This window comes from Phycobacter sedimenti (assembly GCF_038148855.1).
GTDB classification, from domain to species: Bacteria; Pseudomonadota; Alphaproteobacteria; order Rhodobacterales; family Rhodobacteraceae; genus Phycobacter; species Phycobacter sedimenti.
Map to the genome: position 1 here is coordinate 44,781 of NZ_JBBVGR010000003.1, position 18,353 is coordinate 63,133.

General features: G+C 59.5%; 24 protein-coding genes. 20 read left to right on the top strand and 4 right to left on the bottom strand.

The annotated features are described in order from the left end of the window. Positions 1-7 precede the first annotated feature (7 nt). The 5 genes from AADA15_RS05880 to AADA15_RS05900 all read left to right on the top strand — a co-directional run bounded on the left by AADA15_RS05880 (position 8) and on the right by AADA15_RS05900 (position 5,344). Positions 8-1,093, top strand: a complete 1,086-nt coding sequence (locus AADA15_RS05880) for a polyamine ABC transporter substrate-binding protein (RefSeq protein WP_341640623.1) — start codon at positions 8-10, stop codon at positions 1,091-1,093. 111 nt (positions 1,094-1,204) lie between these two features. Then, a complete protein-coding gene (locus tag AADA15_RS05885; protein WP_341640624.1) occupies positions 1,205-2,332 on the top strand; it encodes an ABC transporter ATP-binding protein in 1,128 nt (375 codons plus the stop codon). Then, positions 2,332-3,213: an ABC transporter permease subunit gene (locus AADA15_RS05890; protein WP_341640625.1), complete on the top strand. Its 882-nt coding sequence runs from the start codon at positions 2,332-2,334 to the stop codon at positions 3,211-3,213. Before AADA15_RS05885 ends, AADA15_RS05890 begins: the two co-directional genes overlap by 1 nt. Continuing rightward, entirely contained in the window at positions 3,210-4,025 is an 816-nt protein-coding gene (locus AADA15_RS05895; RefSeq protein WP_341640626.1) for an ABC transporter permease, read from the top strand. Before AADA15_RS05890 ends, AADA15_RS05895 begins: the two co-directional genes overlap by 4 nt. After that, entirely contained in the window at positions 4,025-5,344 is a 1,320-nt protein-coding gene (locus tag AADA15_RS05900; protein WP_341640627.1) for an NAD(P)/FAD-dependent oxidoreductase, read from the top strand. Before AADA15_RS05895 ends, AADA15_RS05900 begins: the two co-directional genes overlap by 1 nt. Here the strand turns inward: AADA15_RS05900 and AADA15_RS05905 are convergent. The 3 genes from AADA15_RS05905 to AADA15_RS05915 all read right to left on the bottom strand — a co-directional run bounded on the left by AADA15_RS05905 (position 5,317) and on the right by AADA15_RS05915 (position 8,223). Further along, positions 5,317-6,060 carry a phosphotransferase gene (locus AADA15_RS05905; protein ID WP_437343173.1) on the bottom strand — a complete coding sequence of 248 codons (744 nt, stop codon included), beginning with the start codon at positions 6,058-6,060 and terminating at the stop codon, positions 5,317-5,319. The genes AADA15_RS05900 and AADA15_RS05905 overlap by 28 nt on opposite strands. A 204-nt stretch (positions 6,061-6,264) precedes the next feature. Beyond that, on the bottom strand, positions 6,265-6,945 hold the full coding sequence (locus AADA15_RS05910; protein WP_341640629.1) for a flagellar hook capping FlgD N-terminal domain-containing protein: 681 nt from the start codon (positions 6,943-6,945) through the stop codon (positions 6,265-6,267). 3 nt (positions 6,946-6,948) lie between these two features. Further along, a complete protein-coding gene (locus AADA15_RS05915) occupies positions 6,949-8,223 on the bottom strand; it encodes a flagellar hook-length control protein FliK (protein ID WP_341640630.1) in 1,275 nt (424 codons plus the stop codon). A gap of 538 nt (positions 8,224-8,761) precedes the next feature. Between AADA15_RS05915 and AADA15_RS05920 the strand changes: the two genes are divergently transcribed. The 6 genes from AADA15_RS05920 to AADA15_RS05945 all read left to right on the top strand — a co-directional run bounded on the left by AADA15_RS05920 (position 8,762) and on the right by AADA15_RS05945 (position 12,104). Beyond that, entirely contained in the window at positions 8,762-9,049 is a 288-nt protein-coding gene (locus AADA15_RS05920; protein WP_341641008.1) for a rod-binding protein, read from the top strand. Beyond that, positions 9,036-9,395 carry a flagellar biosynthesis protein FlgN gene (locus tag AADA15_RS05925; RefSeq protein ID WP_341640631.1) on the top strand — a complete coding sequence of 120 codons (360 nt, stop codon included), beginning with the start codon at positions 9,036-9,038 and terminating at the stop codon, positions 9,393-9,395. The genes AADA15_RS05920 and AADA15_RS05925 overlap by 14 nt, the downstream gene beginning before the upstream one ends. A gap of 214 nt (positions 9,396-9,609) precedes the next feature. After that, positions 9,610-10,434: a flagellin N-terminal helical domain-containing protein gene (locus AADA15_RS05930; RefSeq protein WP_341640632.1), complete on the top strand. Its 825-nt coding sequence runs from the start codon at positions 9,610-9,612 to the stop codon at positions 10,432-10,434. Positions 10,435-10,516: 82 nt separating this feature from the next. Beyond that, positions 10,517-10,888 (top strand): flagellar biosynthesis regulator FlaF, encoded by a 372-nt coding sequence (gene flaF, locus AADA15_RS05935; RefSeq protein WP_341640633.1) that lies wholly within the window; start codon positions 10,517-10,519, stop codon positions 10,886-10,888. 2 nt (positions 10,889-10,890) lie between these two features. Further along, positions 10,891-11,295 carry a flagellar biosynthesis repressor FlbT gene (flbT, locus tag AADA15_RS05940; protein WP_341640634.1) on the top strand — a complete coding sequence of 135 codons (405 nt, stop codon included), beginning with the start codon at positions 10,891-10,893 and terminating at the stop codon, positions 11,293-11,295. After that, the gene (locus AADA15_RS05945) at positions 11,292-12,104 is read left to right on the top strand and encodes a DUF1217 domain-containing protein (RefSeq protein WP_341640635.1); all 813 of its coding nucleotides are present in this window, start codon (positions 11,292-11,294) and stop codon (positions 12,102-12,104) included. Before flbT ends, AADA15_RS05945 begins: the two co-directional genes overlap by 4 nt. Positions 12,105-12,232: 128 nt before the next feature. Here AADA15_RS05945 and AADA15_RS05950 read toward each other — a convergent pair whose 3' ends face one another. Then, positions 12,233-13,561 carry a FliI/YscN family ATPase gene (locus tag AADA15_RS05950; RefSeq protein WP_341641009.1) on the bottom strand — a complete coding sequence of 443 codons (1,329 nt, stop codon included), beginning with the start codon at positions 13,559-13,561 and terminating at the stop codon, positions 12,233-12,235. 88 nt (positions 13,562-13,649) lie between these two features. Here AADA15_RS05950 and AADA15_RS05955 point away from each other — a divergent pair, with 88 nt between their 5' ends. The 9 genes from AADA15_RS05955 to AADA15_RS05995 are packed head-to-tail and all read left to right on the top strand — an operon-like array spanning position 13,650 to position 18,216. After that, positions 13,650-14,039, top strand: coding sequence for a FlgB family protein (locus tag AADA15_RS05955; RefSeq protein ID WP_341640636.1), 390 nt, complete (start codon positions 13,650-13,652; stop codon positions 14,037-14,039). 15 nt (positions 14,040-14,054) lie between these two features. Then, a complete protein-coding gene (gene flgC, locus AADA15_RS05960) occupies positions 14,055-14,447 on the top strand; it encodes a flagellar basal body rod protein FlgC (protein WP_341640637.1) in 393 nt (130 codons plus the stop codon). Between the two features lie 28 nt (positions 14,448-14,475). Further along, on the top strand, positions 14,476-14,772 hold the full coding sequence (gene fliE / locus AADA15_RS05965) for a flagellar hook-basal body complex protein FliE (RefSeq protein WP_341640638.1): 297 nt from the start codon (positions 14,476-14,478) through the stop codon (positions 14,770-14,772). Positions 14,773-14,775: 3 nt separating this feature from the next. After that, positions 14,776-15,048 (top strand): flagellar biosynthesis protein FliQ, encoded by a 273-nt coding sequence (gene fliQ, locus AADA15_RS05970; protein WP_341640639.1) that lies wholly within the window; start codon positions 14,776-14,778, stop codon positions 15,046-15,048. After that, complete coding sequence (locus AADA15_RS05975) at positions 15,048-15,761, top strand: flagellar hook-basal body complex protein (RefSeq protein ID WP_341640640.1); 714 nt, start codon at positions 15,048-15,050, stop codon at positions 15,759-15,761. Before fliQ ends, AADA15_RS05975 begins: the two co-directional genes overlap by 1 nt. Positions 15,762-15,771: 10 nt before the next feature. Further along, complete coding sequence (gene flgG / locus AADA15_RS05980) at positions 15,772-16,557, top strand: flagellar basal-body rod protein FlgG (protein ID WP_341640641.1); 786 nt, start codon at positions 15,772-15,774, stop codon at positions 16,555-16,557. Next, entirely contained in the window at positions 16,557-16,973 is a 417-nt protein-coding gene (flgA, locus tag AADA15_RS05985; RefSeq protein ID WP_341640642.1) for a flagellar basal body P-ring formation chaperone FlgA, read from the top strand. Before flgG ends, flgA begins: the two co-directional genes overlap by 1 nt. Continuing rightward, positions 16,973-17,713 carry a flagellar basal body L-ring protein FlgH gene (flgH, locus tag AADA15_RS05990; RefSeq protein ID WP_341640643.1) on the top strand — a complete coding sequence of 247 codons (741 nt, stop codon included), beginning with the start codon at positions 16,973-16,975 and terminating at the stop codon, positions 17,711-17,713. Before flgA ends, flgH begins: the two co-directional genes overlap by 1 nt. Before the next feature lie 8 nt (positions 17,714-17,721). Beyond that, positions 17,722-18,216, top strand: a complete 495-nt coding sequence (locus AADA15_RS05995) for a flagellar basal body-associated FliL family protein (protein ID WP_341640644.1) — start codon at positions 17,722-17,724, stop codon at positions 18,214-18,216. Positions 18,217-18,353 lie beyond the last annotated feature (137 nt).

The window sequence follows — 18,353 nt, forward strand, 5'->3', positions numbered from 1 at the left end:
GATACTCATGACACTCAAGACGATGACACTGACCGCCGTCGTTGCCCTTAGCAGCGCGGCCGCCGTCGCGGAAGAGGTGCGCGTTTACAACTGGTCCGACTATATCGATGAAGCGCTGCTGGAGAAATTCGAAGCCGAAACCGGTATCGATCTGATCTATGACGTTTTCGACAGCAACGAGCTTTTGGAAACCAAGATGCTGGCCGGCGGGTCGGGTTACGATGTTGTGGTCCCGACCGGCACCTTCCTGCAGCGCCAGATCATGGCCGGCTCGTTCCAGAAACTGGACATGTCCAAACTCCCCAACCACAAGAACATGTGGGATGTGGTCGAGGCCCGCACCGAACAGTACGACCCGGATAACGCCTATTCCATCAACTATATGTGGGGCACCACCGGCATCGGCGCCAATGTCGGCAAGGTCAAGGAACTGCTGGGCGAGGATGCCCCGATCAACTCGCTTGAGCTGGTCTTCAACCCTGCCAACATGGAAAAACTGGCCGAATGCGGCGTGCACTTCCTGGACGCCCCGGCCGAGATGATCCCCGCCGCGCTGAAATACATTGGCGAAGATCCCAACAGCCATGACCCGGACGTGATCGCCAAGGCCGAAGACGTCTTCATGGCCGTACGTCCCTACATCCAGAAATTCCACTCATCGGAATACATCAACGCCCTTGCCAATGGTGACATCTGCGTCGCGGTCGGCTGGTCCGGTGATGTTCTGCAGGCCCGTGATCGCGCCGCCGAAGCCGACAACGGTGTCGAGATCGCCTACAACGCCCCAGTCGAAGGCGCTCAGATGTGGTTCGACCAGATGGCTATCCCCGTGGATGCTCCGAATCCGGATGCTGCGCACAAGTTCCTGAACTTCATCATGGATCCGCAGAACATGGCGGATGCATCCAACTACGTTTACTACGCCAACGGCAACAAGGCATCCCAGGAGTTCCTGGTCGAGGACGTGATTGGCGATCCGGCGATCTACCCGGACGAAGCCACACTCGCCAACCTGTTCACAACCACGCCTTATGACCCCAAAGTCCAGCGCGTCGTGACCCGTCTGTGGACCAAGATCAAATCCGGCACCTGATACTTCGATGCCAGATCCGGCAGGGCGCATCACGCGTCCTGCCGTCCTTATCCTAAGACCGTCCAAAGAGGCCCCGCGCCGCCTTGGACATGGACCGCGCAGGGGGCCGGCTTGACACTTCCCGTTTTTGAACCCTGGAACGATCCCGAGGCGAAGCCCTTGATCGAGTTTCAGAATGTCACCAAGCGTTTTGGCGACTTCACCGCCATCGACGATCTGACCATCGGCATCTACGAGCGGGAGTTCTTTGCGCTCCTTGGCCCATCGGGCTGCGGCAAGACCACGTTGATGCGGATGCTGGCAGGGTTTGAAACCCCGACAGAAGGCAAGATCTTCCTGTCCGGTCAGGACATGGCCCCGGTTCCGCCCAACAAGCGCGCCGTGAACATGATGTTCCAGTCCTACGCCCTGTTTCCGCACCTCAGTATCTGGGACAACATCGCCTTTGGTCTCAAACGCGAGGGGCAATCAAAAGATCAGATCGAAACCCGCGTCGGCGACATGCTGCGCCTCACGCGACTTGAAAAATTCGCCCGCCGCAAACCGCACCAGATCTCGGGCGGTCAACGTCAGCGGGTCGCGCTGGCCCGCAGCCTTGCCAAGGCGCCGAAACTCCTGCTGCTGGACGAACCCCTTGGCGCGCTTGACAAAAAGCTGCGCCAGGACACCCAGTTCGAGTTGATGGACATCCAGGAAAAGACAGGCACCACCTTCGTGATCGTGACCCACGATCAGGAAGAGGCGATGACCGTGGCCAGCCGCGTCGCCGTAATGGACAACGGCAAGATCATTCAGGTCGCCACCCCTGCCGACATCTACGAGGCGCCAAATTCGACCTATGTGGCCGACTTCATTGGCGATGTGAACCTGATCGAAGGCACCACGAAACCGATCGGCGAAGACACCTATGCGCTGCACTGGCGCGAGGGCGCCGAGCCGCTTACCGTCAAGACCGCCAACGGTTTTTCGGACGGGCAAACCGCGCATCTGGCGATCCGGCCCGAGAAGGTCACCATCTCCGCCGAGCGGCCCGAGGCAGCCGACAATGCGGTGCAGGGCAAAATCCTGGATATCGCCTACCTCGGGAATATCTCCACCTATCACGTCGAGCTGCCCTCGGGCGCGGTGATCAAGGCGCAGGCGGCCAATACTCGCCGCATCGCCCGCCGTTCCTACACATGGGAAGACACTGTCTGGCTGTCCTGGACCGCCACGGCAGGCGTTCTCTTGGCTGACTGATGCGCCGCTTTGCCCTGATCGCCATTCCCTACCTCTGGCTTCTGGCGCTGTTCTTGGTGCCTTTTGCCATTGTCCTGAAGATTTCACTGTCCGATGTGGCGCTGGCGCGGCCCCCCTATATGCCGCAATTCGACTGGGCTACGGGCCTTTGGGCTTTTCTGTCCGAGCTGGATTTCGAGAACTTTGTCTGGCTGACGCAGGATGACCTTTACTGGAAAGCCTATCTCAGCTCGCTCCAGATCGCCTTCTTTTCCACGCTGCTGACCCTGATGGTGGGCTACCCGATGGCCTATGGCATGGCCCGCGCCCCCGAAGAATGGCGCGCCACTCTGATGATGCTGGTGATTCTGCCCTTCTGGACCAGTTTTCTGATCCGGGTCTATGCCTGGATGGGGATCCTGTCGAACGAGGGCTTCCTCAATCAGGCGCTGCTGTGGCTGGGTGTGATCAACGAGCCGCTGACAATCCTCAACACCAACACAGCCGTCTATATCGGCATCGTCTACACCTATCTGCCCTTCATGATCCTGCCGATCTATGCCGCTCTTGAACGGATGGACGATTCCCTCATTGAGGCGGCCGAGGATCTGGGCTGCTCGCGCCTGTCCGCCTTTTGGCTGGTGACCATTCCGCTGTCGAAATCCGGCATCATCGCCGGCTGTTTCCTAGTCTTCATCCCCACCTTGGGCGAATTCGTGATCCCGTCGCTCTTGGGCGGCTCTGACACGCTGATGATCGGCAAGGTCCTGTGGGAAGAGTTCTTCTCGAACCGTGACTGGCCGGTGGCCTCGGCCGTAGCCGTGGTGCTGCTGCTCATTCTGATCGTGCCCATCGTGCTGTTCCAGCGCAACCAGCAGAAGCAACAGGAGGCCGAGCAATGAACAGGATGAGCTGGTTCAATACCGTATCGCTGAGTTTGGGCTTTGCCTTCCTCTACATCCCTATGGTGATCCTGGTGATCTTCAGCTTCAACGAAAGCAAGCTGGTCACCGTCTGGGCGGGTTTTTCGACCAAATGGTACGGGGAGCTGATGCAGAACGAGGCTTTCCTCAATGCAGCCTGGGTCACGATCAAGGTGGCGGTCTTCTCTTCAACCATCGCGACCGTCCTTGGAACCATGGCCGCCTATGTGATGGTGCGCGGCGGGCGGTTCATGGGGCGCACCCTGTTTTCCGGCATGATCTACGCGCCGCTGGTGATGCCCGAAGTCATCACCGGCCTGTCGCTCCTGCTGTTGTTCATCGGGATCGGCCTTGATCGCGGGGTTCTCACCATCGTTCTGGCTCATACAACCTTTGCCATGTGCTATGTCTCGGTGGTGGTCTCTTCGCGGCTGGTGACCTTTGACAGATCGCTGGAGGAGGCCGCGCTCGACCTTGGCTGCTCTCCGGCGGAAGCCTTCCGCCTTGTGACGCTGCCGATCATCGCCCCTGCGGTGATCTCGGGCTGGCTTCTGGCCTTTACCTTGTCGCTTGACGATCTGGTTATCGCTTCATTCACCTCGGGACCTGCGGCGACCACCCTGCCGATCAAGATCTTCTCGGCAGTGCGGCTGGGTGTATCCCCCGAGATCAACGCCCTGTCGACGATCATGATTGCCATCGTCACAGTTGGCGTGATCACCGCATCATTAGTGACAAAGCATCAGGCGGTACGGCAGAAACGCGACGAACAAGCCGCGGCCCGCAGCTGATGCGGCGGATCTTTTCGGATTATGCCTATGGGCCAGGCCCGCGCACGGGTTGCTGGTGGGACGAAACAATCGCAGCCCCCGATTGGCCGGAGTTGACCGGAGAGGTCAGCACGGAGGTCGCCATCATCGGGGGAGGCTTTACCGGAATCTCTGCCGCGCTCCACCTCGCAGAAACCGGGGCAAAGGTCACCGTCCTGGAGGCCGAAACACCCGGCTGGGGCGCCTCCGGACGGAATGGGGGCTTTTGCTGCCTTGGCGGCACCATGCTGTCCGGTCAAGCGATGCAGCGCAAATACGGGGAAGAGGCCGCCGAAACCTACGCCGCAGGGGAGCTGGCCGCCATCGAACTGGTGCAGGGCCTTCTCGACCGACTCGGGATCGAGGCAGACACCCACTCCAAAGGTGAAACCCGCATGGCGCACAGCCCGCGCGCCATGAAGGCCCTGCGCCGCGAAGCAGATGAGATCGCGGCCGGTGGCGATACCCCTCAGTTGCTGGAGCAACAAGATCTCCCGGATCATGGGCTGAACGGCACGTTTTTCGGAGCGCTCACCACGCCTGTCGGCTTTGGCCTCAATCCGCGCAAGTATCTCTTCGGGCTGGCAGGCGCTGCCGAGGCCGCTGGTGCCACGCTCTGCCAGAACAGCCCCGTCACCGCACTGTCGCAGGATGCCGACGGGCATGTCTTGACCACTCCTCGCAGGAGCCTGCGTGCCAAAAAAGTGATCATTGCAACCAATGGCTATTCCTGGGACGGGCTGCCGAAATGGCTGTCGGGCCGATACATTCCCGCGCAATCCACCGTCATGGTGACCCGCCCCCTGACCGATGAGGAGGTGCAGGCGCAGGGCTGGTTCAGCGATCAGATGGCCTATGACACACGCAACCTGTTGCATTACTTCCGCCTGATGCCGGACCGGCGCTTTCTGTTCGGGATGCGGGGCGGTATCTTTGCCTCACCCCGCGCCGAAGCCGCGATCCGGCGGTTGCTGCGCAAACACTTCGAAGATCTGTTCCCAGCTTGGCGCGATGTGGAAGGCACCCATTTCTGGTCTGGCATGGTCTCTATGGCACGCAACCTTGTGCCTTTTGTCGGCCCGGTGCCCGGAACGCCGGGAATGTTCGCAGGGCTTTGCTATCATGGCAATGGCGTAGCAATGGGCACCTATGCGGGGCGGCTTTTGTCTGACCTGGTGCAAGGGAAGAAACCGGACCTGCCCTACTCCCCGGTGATTCAGAGCATGGGCAAGTTTCCCTTTGGCCCCGCGCGCCGGATCCTGATGCCGCCCGCCTATGCCATGCTTGGGCTGATGGACTGAAGCGCTGCGATCTCAAGCTCCATCGCCTCGCGGTCCTCTGCGCCGCCCCGTTCGGCCTTCCATAGGCAATAGGCCGCCATGCGCCAGTGAAACCAGGGCAACAAGACCCGAAGGCGCGTGACAACCTGTGGGTCCGGATAGGCCACCAGAAATGCGTCCTCCTCTCCCAAGCTAAGAGGTGCACCGCGATAGAGAAGCTGCATGGCAGGTGACAGGAACAGGGCCAGATCCTCTGCCGGATCGCCCAGTTTGGGGCATTGCCAGTCGATCAGGGTCAGGGTGCCGTCGTGCGCCACCAGGTTGCCGGGCACCGGGTCGCCGTGGATGAGCGTGCTACGCTCTGCTGGCAGCACGTGGCAGCTTGGACGCAGGGCACGCAAGGCATCGCCGGTGCGGCAATCGGCCAGGATCGCCTCTGTCTGCGCTTCGAGCATAGAGCTGCCATTGGCGCCTTTGGGCAGCCCCGCAAAGGCCGTCTGGTCGTGCAGGCGACCCAAGAGGCGGGCGACAGGGGCCGGACCATGCTGCCAGGGCGCGCCCTTCAGATGGGAATACGCCAGCCAGTGACGCCCTTCGAAACAGCCTGAACGCACCAGATGCGGCACCATTCCGGTGCCCGACAGCGCTCGCAGCGCCGCCAGCTCACAGCCGGGATCATTGGAGAACAGGGGATTCGCACCACTTTGATCGTAGAGCTTCACCACGAGGGGCCCCATGCGCCACACGTAGTTCGAGCGCCCGCCGGTCAGGATCCGGGGTGCCTGTGCCTCCAGTCCCAGGCCCGCAAGATGGCTAAAGAACCTGGCGTGAAATTCGCAAGTCAGGGCTGACAGGGTCCGCTCCCATTGGCAAAGGCCCACGGATGTGGGGAGTCACAAAGACGTCTTGCCGCTGGTCAAAAGGACCCTGCCAAACAGAGATCAGGCGTCCGTGGACCGGTTGCGCAAGGCCGTCACAGAGGAGGCCAAGATCGCCGAGCCGCCCTCGGTTATCAAGACCACATCACTGCCAAGCATCTGGGTTTCTTTCACTTCGGTGTAAACCTCCGCCAGATCGGTCAGCACAACATCATCGCCTCTGCGGCTTTCGATGGTGAACGTATAGCTGCCTTCCTCAACCGTGTTGCCGTCCTTGTCGGTTCCATCCCAGGAATAGGGCTCTGCCGAGACGGGCAACGCGATTCGGTTGACCTCTGTTCCATTGGAATCCCGCACGATCATCGTCACCGCATCAGCAGTAGCCGCAGGGTTCGGCGAAACCACCACTGGGGATGTTCCGTTGAAATAGCCGGGCGCCGAAACGCGCGCTTCCATACCAACCCAGCCGGACATGGCCGCCATGTTGGACAGTCCCAGCTGATTCTGCATCGCAACCAGTGTCTCGTTGCCCTGCACCTGCTGTTCCACCATCGAGAACTGAGCCAGTTGCGAGGCGTATTCGGTCGAATCAAGTGGCTCCAGCGGATCCTGATAACGGGCCTGAGCCGTCAGCATCTTCAGAAAGGTCTCGAAATCCGAGGTCAGCCCCGTTGCGCGCTTGCTCTGGGCGCTGCTGGATTGGGTTGTGGCTGCGGTGGTCGCCGCGCTTACTGCATCAGTCATTGATTATACCCTCATGTCCACGCCGGTCGTACCCAGGCGGAGGTCTTTCATTTGTGTATCGGCAACCTCGTCAGTGATTGCCATGTCGGTATCCGTTCCACGAATGCCCGCCGCGGAGCCGGAGCCGTCGGAAAGCCCCTGCTCGGTCTGACCTCCAAAGGCAGAATCACCGCTGCTGAATTCGAAAGAGATGTCCTGGAACCCCATGCGGCGGAACTCTTCGGCCAATTCATTGATATGACGCCGCATGAGATCGCCCGTTTCCGGTCGCTCGGTCTGGATGGTCATGACGATACCCGTCTCACTCGTGGAGACGCGCATTTTCACGCGGCCCAGCTCTTCGGGGTTCAGCGACACTTCCATGTTCCGCTCACCCTTGGCGGCAAAAGCCTCGGCCAGCTGCGTTGCAATCATGCGCGGGGTTTCCACGCGATGAGTCGCGCCGGGCTGGAACACAGCCTCGGTCAATAGCTGCGACAGACCGGGCATCTCTGCAGTCAAGGAAGTGTGACTTGCCATCGAATCGGCCAGCAAGGATGCCGACTGTGATCCCTTGGCAATATCGGCCTGCAGGGTCTGCGCCAGCGAAAGCGCCGCGTTTGCCGAGGCCATAGCGGAGTTCGGCGCTGTCACGCCGGCGGCCGCAGCGCTGGCCTGAGAGACCGCAGGCGCAACCTGCACCTCACCCTCGCGGCTGCGATACCGAGCCTGGCGTTTTTCACCGGCTTCCGCATTTTGAACCTGAACCTGGAACACCGATTGCGACGCAGATGCCGGAACCGGGTTTGCGGATGCAGGGGCGCCAGGCGACGTTCCCGCGCTCTGCAGGCGACCCTCAACACCTCTGTCCGAGGGCGGGCTTTGCTTGTCCCCCTCGCCGGCTTGCAGTTTGGCCTGCACCGCAACAGCTTCCTGAGACGCTGTGCGCCCTTGCCCCTGAACCTGAGACGATGCGGGTGTGGCGGTTCCCGTTTCGGAGCGGCGCATCTCACTTAGCCCGGCCTCCGCTTTCGCAGAACGCCCTGCCTCCTTGGCACCGGCTGCGTCCAACGGGACATCGCTTTCGGCCTGAGATGTGTGTGATGCCCCCTTGCTTTCAAGGTCGGGTTTCGCCGCGGCCTCTGCCGAAACTGCCTGTCCGGCAGCGGATGCCTTGGCCGCCGCCGCATCCCCTACTGTGGGTCCAGGCACAGCCATGCGGCCGCGTTTTGCCATGTCGGCATCACCTTCGGCATCATTGCTCTGCGGGTTCGCCGCATCCGAGGCTTCCCGAGCCATTTGCCCGAGCATTTCCCCATCAGTCCGGGAGGCCGAAGCCTTCACAGCTGCTTGCTCACGGCTCAAGTCATTCGCGGCTTCGGCAACGACTTCTGAGCCGTCCGATCCGGCCTGACTCTCAATCGGATCCGCAGCATTTTCGCTTTTCTCGGATGTCGAGTGATCGGCTTGACCTTTCGGGGCGCTGGAGGCAGCTCCCTGATCCGCATTTTTCGGTTTTGATGGCGTATCCGCTTCCGGCTTGGTCCGCTTATCCTCGACATGATCTGCAAAGGATCGATCCTTTGCCGTATTTGACGACGACTTGTACGCATCCTGCGCCGGTGAGGCCTTGGTTCCCTGGGCTCCGCCGAGGGTTTGGCCAATGAGTGATGTGCTGTGCATGGGCTTCCAGACGTTCTATCTCGATGCAACCGGTCTACAGCAAAGCGGTTACGGCAATTTTAACCGGTTCTGTCGCAGTCTCTGAAAAATCGAAGCAATTCGAAACTTCTTTCAAATCGAGGCCAAAATGCCGGATCCAATTCAAACCGTTCAAATGACGCCGATATCGAAACCGCTGTCAAACACGGTGTCACACACCCCAGCAGAAGACCCGCTTCGCAAGGCAGCCATCGACCTAGAGGCTTCATTTCTCGCGGAAATGTTGAAGTCGGCGGGGCTCGGAGAATCACGGGAAGGCTTTGGTGGCGGCGGCGCCGGAGAAGACCAGTTTTCGAGTTTTCTGGTTCGCGCCCAGGCCGAGCAAATTGCAAAGGCAGGCGGCATTGGCCTGGCCGAATCACTGTACCACGCCCTGAAGGAGGCACAAAATGACCACCCCTAACCCCCAAACCCATATCGACGAACTTGACCGAATCCTGGATGAGGAACGCGCGGCGCTGATGGAGGGAGATCTGGCGAAGCTGGAAAAGATCCTTGCACGCAAGGAAGACGTAATTGATCAGCTCAACGCCATCTCTGACCTGGAGCGCGACACGCTTGCCAAGGTTCAGACCAAGGTGATGCGCAACCAGGACATGCTGGAAAGCGCCATGGAGGGCATCCGCTCTATCGCGGCCCGGATGGCCGAACTGCGCCGCGTACGTAAAGGACTGGACGTCTACGACAGCACCGGCCGCAAGACCCGCTATGGCACACGCCTCGACAAGAAGCTGGAGAAGCGCGCTTAAGCCGATGCAATTTAGGGAAAATTCTACGGATTGGAATTTGGCTCATTAGCACTCCCTTAGCAAATATCGCGGCAAAGTCACCTTGCATCTCGGAAACACGAGGTGGCGCGAAAACCGGTCGGTTGAACGCATTGTCAGAAAGACGTCAGAGAGCGCCCTTCGGGGCAGGGAAAATCAGAGACCAAAGTGTCTCTTCGCTAAAGGAATATAAGCTATGACCAGCATTCTGACCAACAACGGCGCAATGGTTGCGCTGCAGACCCTGAAAACCATCAACAACAACCTGGAAAACACCCAGAACGCGATCTCCACCGGTAAAGAGATTGCAACCGCCAAGGACAACTCGGCAATCTGGGCGATCTCCAAGGTTATGGAATCGGACGTCTCCGGCTTCAACGCCGTATCCGACTCTCTGGCGCTGGGTGAATCCACTGTTGCGGTTGCACTTGCCGGTGCAGAGCAGATCACTGAACTCCTGAAAGAGATGAAGGAAAAGGTGGTTGCAGCAACCGGTGAGAACGTTGACAACGACAAGCTCGATGCGGACGTTACCGAACTGAAGAACCAGATCACCTCGATCATCTCCGCTTCTCAGTTCAACGGTGCGAACCTGCTGAACAGCGAAGGTGGCGACATGACTGTTCTGTCCTCGCTGGATCGCGACTCCGCCGGTGACATCTCCTCGTCGAACATCACCGTGTCGTCGGTCAACTTCGAATCCAACCTGGACCTGACCACCGTTGACGTGTCTTCCTCGACTGCGGCCGACGCCTCGATCAGCGAGATCGAACTTCTGATCCAGACCGCAGTTGACGGCGCTGCCGCACTGGGTGCCTCCGCTTCACGGATCGAGAAGCAGTCCGAATTCGTGTCGAAAGTGACCGACGCGATGAAGAGCGGCATCGGCTCGCTGGTGGATACCGACATGGAAGAAGCATCTGCGCGACTGAAGGCTCTGCAGACACAGCAGCAGCTTGGCGTACAGGCGCTATCCATTGCCAACTCGGCGCCGCAGACCCTGCAGCAGCTGTTCCGTTAAACGGCCTGATCTGGGGCGCGCCTGGCGCGCCCCAGTCCTCTATCCTCAGAGAACCTGAAGAAATAGTACGTTAGGAAAACACGTGAATGCCCTTCTGAATGCGAAGCGCGCCTATTCTGCGGCAAAAGCCCCGACACGCACACCGAAAGACCTGGAGTTCGAGGCAATCGCTCGGATTACGCACCGCATAATCCGCGCATCGAAACAAGGACCAGAGGGTTTTTCTGCACTTGCCGAAGCTCTGAATGACAACCGCAAACTGTGGCAGATCTTTCAAACAGACGTCAACAGTTCGGACAACGGGCTTCCCGAAGACCTCAAAGAGCAGATCCTCTATCTCGCGGCGTTCACGACCCAGTACACCAGCCGGATACTCGCCCGCAAAGCGGGAGTCGGCCCCCTGGTAGAAATCAATACGGCCATCATGCGTGGCCTGCGCAGCGGAGCATCCTAAATATGAGCGGTCTGGTCCTCAAACTTGCCCCAAAAGAACGCGTCCTCGTAAACGGCGCGGTAATCGAAAACGGAGATCGACGCAGCCGTCTCTCCATCGTTACACCTGATGCCAACATCTTGCGTCTGCGTGACGCGATTCATCCCGAAGAAGCCAATACTCCGGTACGGCGTGTCTGCTATGCGGCACAGCTGGTACTCTCGGGCGATGTTGATCCTGAAGAAGATCGCCTGCCCATGCTGCGGCGCATCGAAGAGTTGAGCCAGGTGTTCACGGACCCTGACAGCAGAGCCGCCTTGGCCGAGGCCACGGATTCGCTCCTGAACAACAACCACTATCGCTGCCTGAAGGCACTGCGGGCCCTGTTGCCGCGTGAAGAACGCCTGATGGCTATCCGCCCGTCATGATCCTCTATCAGCCGATCATACCCACCGATGGCATTGCAGGATGGAAATTCCTGCAATCGACCTACGACAAGCAGTTCGATACCTTTTCCAAGGATCCTGTTCTGTCCAGGGAAAGCGATTATTTCCTTGAAAACATCGGCAAGGTCGAGACGGCCGCGGATCTGGTCAAGGACACCCGCCTTCTGGGTATCGCCCTCGGGGCCTTCGGCCTGGATGATCAGCTTCCGATGAAAGCCCTCGTACAGCGTGTGCTGGAAGACGGGTCTTCGGCAGACGACGCTCTGGCCAACAAGCTGGGGGATGATCGCTGGGTTGCCTTTACCGAGGCGTTTGGCTTCGGCCCCGGGGAAACGGTAAAGACCCGTTCGCCCAAGGACATGGAGAATATCGTTTTTTCGAACAAGACCCAGTCCTTCGAAGCTGCAGTCGGTCAACAGAATGAATCCATGCGGATCGCCCTGTTTGCCCAGCGGGAACTCGTCAATATCGCAACCGACGTCAACGAAGACGGTGAGCCGACTTCGGTCAACACCAAATGGTTCAACGTGATCGGCCAGCCAGCCCTTCAGCAGATGTTCCAGACGGCGTTGAACCTGCCAAGCAACTTCATCCAGCTGGACATCGACCAGCAGCTCGGCATCTACAAGGATCGTGCACAACGGTTCCTTGGAACGGATGATCTCGGGGTGTTTGCGGATCCTGAAAAAATGGAAGAGCTGACGACGCGCTATCTTGCCCAGGCGCAGCTGGCAGATTTTCAGGCCTCGCAATCGAGTGCGTCAACGGCGCTCATGTTGCTGATGCAGTAGCCTGTGAGACCGATCCGAACGATCTAGAAAAGCGCCTGCCGGGATCCTCCGGCAGGCGCTTTTCTTTGGGATAACAGAAGTCCGGCGCCGCATGGTCCAACCATGGCCGCCGGTTCTGCAGCCATTGCTCACCGCCCGGCAGCCGCGCGGCGCAAGAGAAGCTTCAAGCGATCAAAGCTGCCTTTCACCCCACCGGCTTCATCCCGCCCGAAGAATCCATCCAGCTCGGGCCAGAGCTTGACGGCCGTATCCAGCACCGGGTCGCTGCCTTCGGAATAGAGCCCCGCACGAATCATCACTTCTGACTGTTCATACGACCCCAGATACTTGCGCACATCCAGGATCAGATCATTCTCTTCCTTGGTGGCCGCCGCAGGCAAACTCCGCGATACGGAACGCGATACATCGATGGCCGGGAAGCGGCCACGCTCGGCGATTTCGCGACTGAGCACGATATGCCCATCCAGAACCCCCCGCAGAATATCCGCAATGGGCTCATCCATGTCGGACCCCGCAACCAGAACACTGAAAACCGCAGTGATATCGCCCTGATCGCCGGACCCCGGCCCTGCACGTTCGCACATCCCCGTAATGAGCGGCGTCACCGAAGGCGGGAATCCACGCAAGGCGGGGGCTTCGCCGGAAGCGGCAGAAATCTCACGGTGGGCCTCGGCAAAACGAGTGACCGAGTCCGCCAGAAGAAGGACATTCTTACCCTGGTCACGAAAATGCTCGGCAATCGTCATTGCAGCCCAGGCACAACGGCGGCGCACAAGGGGAGACTGGTCAGAGGTTGCCGCGACGACAACGGATCGGCGCATCCCTTCCGGCCCCAAAACCTGCTCGACAAAGTGATTCACCTCGCGCCCACGCTCACCAATGAGCGCCATGACAACCACATCGGCCTCCATATTTTGCGCAAGTTTTGCAAGAAGCGTCGATTTACCGACACCGGAACCTGCGAAAAGGCCAATTCGCTGTCCACGCACCACCGGGAGAATCGTGTTGAGAACTGACAGTCCGGTGTTCAGCCGTTCTCCCATGTGACGGCGACCAGCTGCCTTGGGAGGGGCAGACATAATGTCCCGTGCCTTTTCTCCCCGCAGAAGGGGCCGACCATCCAGCGGTTCCCCGAAGGGATCAACGACCCGCCCAATCCAGTTGTCACTTGGGGCAAAATCAGGCGCAGAATACAGTAAAACCGGGTCTCCCATGGCGACACGATCTGGCGCCTTGTCAGATAACATACTGATTTTATCTGAATAAATTTTCAGCACCTCGCCGTGCAGCTCGTCCTTCGGACCGCGCCGCAGTACCAGGCGATCCCCGATGCGGGCGACGGTCTGAAGGCCGGAAATTTCTATTTCTCCCCCGGCGATTCCGATCACCCGCCCCATGGGCGTTGCCAGGCGTTTGCTCGCGATTTCTTCGGTCATTGCTTTCAGCTCAGCAATCATGGTCGAGGCCTCCAATTGTTTCCCGCAAACAATTTCTAAAGGAATCGGGGTTAAGCCTTGATTGAAATCGATCGAGGGAGAAGCCCCGGTGTTTACGGAACTGAATGTTTTCAAAATTGCATATGCCATGGCGACCCATGCCGGGAAGCGCCAGGCACTGGTGTCGCAGAACATCGCAAATGCGGACACCCCTGGCTATCATGCCAAAGACATCAAACCCTTCAAGGAAGTCTACGCGGCCAATGCGCGTCCCGGTGACATGGTCGCCAGCCGCGCCTCCCATCTGAACGGCACGGCCGGGATCGGGATGGACTGGGCCGTGACCGAGACAGGCGCTGGGTCGGATCCCAACGACAACTCCGTTTCCATTGAAACCGAGCTTCTCAAAAGCGTTGAGACCAAGCGCCAGCATGATCGCGCCATGGCGATCTACAAGTCTTCGATGAACATCCTGCACGCCAGCATTCGGCGCAACTGAAGGGGGAGATGAACCATGAGTGAGTTTTCCAGAGCCCTGAGCGTAACGGCAAGCGGCATGAAAGCCCAGGCGGCACGCCTGCGCCATGTCTCCGAGAATATCTCGAACGCCGATACACCCGGCTATCGCCGCAAGACCGTGCCGTTCGAAGCGATTCGCGACCTCAACACCGACGTAGAAAGCGTCAAAGTTGGCCGCGTCACACTGGACCGCAGCGATCTGGAAAAAGTCTACGATCCTTCGCATCCGCTGGCGGATGAGTCCGGCCACTATCAAGGGTCCAACGTGGACCTGATGATCGAAATCGCAGACGCGCGTGAAGCGCAGCGCAGCTATGAAGCGAACCTCAAGATGTTCGACCAGACCCGTCAGATGTCGGCTTCGCTGATGGATTTGCTGAAACGATAACCTAACCCTTTGACCTTGGAGATCCAGAATGGATATTCGCTCCCTTTCCGCAGCAAGCGGCTATGCAGCAGCACGCCCGGCCACGCAGGCCGACCCAGAATTCACCGGCACCGGTGCCACCGAACGGGCCAAGGCGAGCTTTGAGAATTTCACCAACACGCTGAAAACCAGCGAGCAGGCATCCGTGCAGGCCATGACCGGCAACGGCGACCCCCATGCGCTGGTCCAGGCCCTGGCCCAGACCGAGCTGGCCGTCGAGACCGCAGTCACCGTACGCAACAAGGTGGTCGAAGCCTATCAGGAAATCCTGAGGATGCCGGTCTAAGCCATGATGACTGAAGGCCTGTTCTACGACACCCTGCGCCAGGCCTTATGGGCCGCGGTCATGATGTCCACGCCGATCCTGATTGTGGCGCTGGTTGTCGGCCTGGCCGTCGGCCTGTTTCAGGCTCTCACGTCAATCCAGGAAATGACGCTCACCTTCGTGCCGAAACTGGCTGCGATCCTCGTCGTTTTCTGGGTGTCGATGGGCTTCATGACACAAACACTTGTGGCCTTTTTCAATGGCCATGTCATTCCGCTGATTTCTGGAGGTTCTTGATGGAAACCGCAGGTTACGCAACCCTCTCCCGCCAATCCGGGCTTATGCGCGAAATGCGGGTGGTGGCGAACAACATCGCTAACGCCGCAACCACAGGGTACCGGTCCGAAGGGTTGATCTTCTCCGAATACGTGAAATCCGCGCCGGGTCAGGAATCGCTGTCCATGGCGCGCGCGAACATTCACAATACCTCTCTGGAACAGGGGCAGTTGACCAAGACAAACGGCACCTTCGATTTCGCCATCGAGGGAGATGCCTTCTTCATGGTCGAAACCCCGCAAGGCGAGCGCCTGACACGCGCAGGCGCCTTTTCTTCGAATGCAGCGGGCGATCTGGTTACGATGGACGGGCACCGGGTTCTGGACGCTGGCCGGGCGCCGGTTTTTGTCCCCACCGACGCCGAATCGGTGCAGGTTGGCGCTGACGGCACCATCAGTGCAGACGGTCAGCCACTGGGCCAGATCGGCCTGTTCAGACCTCTGGAAAAACACACCATGTCCCGCGAGGACGGCGTGATGTTCCGGGTCGACGGTGACATCGAAGAAGCCCTTGATGGCCGCGTTCTGCAAGGCTTCCTCGAAGGGTCCAACGTGAACGCAATCCACCAGGTGTCCCGTCTGGTCGAGATTCAGCGGGCCTATGAAATGGGCCAAAGCTTCCTGACAACCGAAGACGAGCGCATCCGCGCCGCCATCAAGAACCTGATCAAGTAGGAGAAACACCATGCGTGCCCTTAAGATCGCCGCCACCGGTATGAGCGCGCAGCAACTGCGCGTCGAAACCATTTCGAACAACCTCGCCAACATGAACACCACGGCCTATAACGCACGGCGCGCCGAATTCGCCGACCTGCACTATCAGCAGGTATCGCGAGCCGGCACGGTGAATGCTTCTGACGGCACTGTCCTGCCCACCGGCGTTCAGGTCGGTCTGGGTGTCCGCCCGGCCGCAATCTCGCTTCACTTGGCTCAAGGCCCGTTGCAGGAAACCCAGAATGATCTGGATCTGGCCATCGACGGCAAAGGCTATCTGGAAGTCACCCTGCCCTCTGGTCAGACCGCCTACACCCGCGATGGCGCCCTGAAACGCTCTGCCGAAGGGCTGATCGTGACCTCGGACGGCTATCCGGTCTCACCCGAGATCACCATCCCGGATGATGCCCGCAGCATTTCCATCAACGCCGAGGGCGAAGTCTACGCCTACTTTGACGAGGCCGCAGAAGGCGAACTCCTGGGCCAGCTGACGCTGTCCGGTTTTTCCAACCCCAAAGGCCTTGAGGCGCTCGGCAGCAACCTGTTCAGCATTACAGAGGCCTCTGGCCCGGCGCTGACATCTACCGCCGGCGCTGACGGCCTGGGCACCCTGCGTCAGGGGTATCTGGAGGCCAGCTCGGTCGATGCGGTGCGCGAAGTCACCGAACTGATCGAAGCCCAGCGCGGCTATGAAATGAACGCCAAAGTCATTTCGGCAGTCGACCAAATGATGGGCGCAACCACACAGGTCCGCTGATGAAACTCAAACTCGCCCTCCTTGTCACGCTGATCGCGCAGACCGCCGCCGCCGATATTCTGGTGCCGGTGCGCACGATCCGTCCGAAGGAAGTCCTGACGGCTTCGGATCTGGCGCTGAAACCCGGAGAGGTCCTGGGCGCGCTGTCAGACCCAAGCGACGTGATCGGGCAGGAGGCGCGGGTTGCGCTTTATCCAGGTCGCCCCGTTCGGGCTGGCGATATTGGCCCCCCCGCCATCGTTGAACGCAATGATCTTGTCATCCTGACGTTCAGCCGCGGCGGGCTGACAATTTCCGCCGAAGGGCGTGCTTTGGGGCGCGGCGCGGAAGGCGAACTGATCCGCGTGATGAACCTGTCATCGCGCTCAACCGTAACCGGACGCATAGCGGCCGACGGATCCGTCGAGGTAAAATAATGAAAAACAGAGCATTTTATTCCAAGTCCGCCCTGGCTGGGCTGATCATTCTCGGCGCATGCGGACGGGCAGACCATATCGGCAAGCCCCCGTCCTTTTCACCGGCAAACGAGTCGTCGGAACACGTCGCGATGCTCTGGCAGGGTCTACCTCTGGACAGCCAGCCCCGCCGCGCCGTTGACAATGCCTCGCTCTGGAGCGGCTCGCAAAACTCCCTTCTGGGTGATCGCCGCGCCATGAAGAAAGGCGACATCATGACCGTCGTCATCGAGATCGATGAGACGGCCGAGATCAAGAACGACACGGCACGCTCGCGTTCCGGTTCGGAAAGCCTGGAGCTTCCGCAGCTTCTGGGCCTGCCCCAGCGCCTTGACGAAAACCTGCCTGATGGGGCTTCCTCGGCCAATGCTGTTGAGCTTGGCAGCTCGAGTTCTGCCTCTGGCAAAGGTTCGGTCAAACGTAGCGAAAAGCTGGAACTGAGAGTGGCCGCCACCGTTGTCGACGTGCTGCCCAACGGTGTGCTGGCAATCAGCGGCTCGCAGGAGTTGCGGGTGAATTTCGAAATGCGTGAACTGTTGGTGACCGGTTACGTGCGCCCGCAGGACATCAGCCGCCAGAACGAAATCACCTATGACAAGATCGCTTCGGCGCGCGTTTCCTATGGCGGACGCGGTCAGATCACGGACATGCAGCAACCGCGCTACGGACAACAGGTCCTTGATGCGATCCTGCCCTTCTGAGGTTTCAAATGATTGCAAAACTCCTCCCAGTCATCCTGCTGATCGTCGGCACCGGAGTCGGAATCGGTGCCGGGCTCATGCTTGCGCCCGAACCTGATCCCCAAGTCGAAACCGCCGAGGCACAGCAAGATGCCGAAGCTGAACATACGGAAGAAGAGTCCGACCAAGGAAAAGCCGAAGAGCACGAGTACAACAGGCTGCCAAATCAGTTCATTGTACCGGTGGTCGAACGGGACGAGCTGACCTCCATGGTTGTGATCACGCTCAGCCTTGAGACAAAGACCGGGATGGCAGAGAAAATTCGCCTCTATGAACCAAAACTCAGGGACGTTTTCCTGCAGGTTCTGTTCGACCATGCCAATATGGGAGGGTTTCGCGGCGCCTTCACACGGTCCGATGTCATGACTCCGCTTCGGACCGCGTTGCGCGAGGCTGCACAGCAGCTCTTGGGAAAGGATGTCTACGATGTCCTGATCATGGATATCACCCGCCAGGACGTCTGAGGCGTTTCGCAAACCAAAACGATACGCGGCCGGAACTGAACAGTTCCGGCCGCGATGTTTTTCAAAATGCTCACGATACGGCTGCGGCTGCGCCGCAAGTTCATCCCGGCAACCGCATGTTCGAAAGCGCCCCCCTC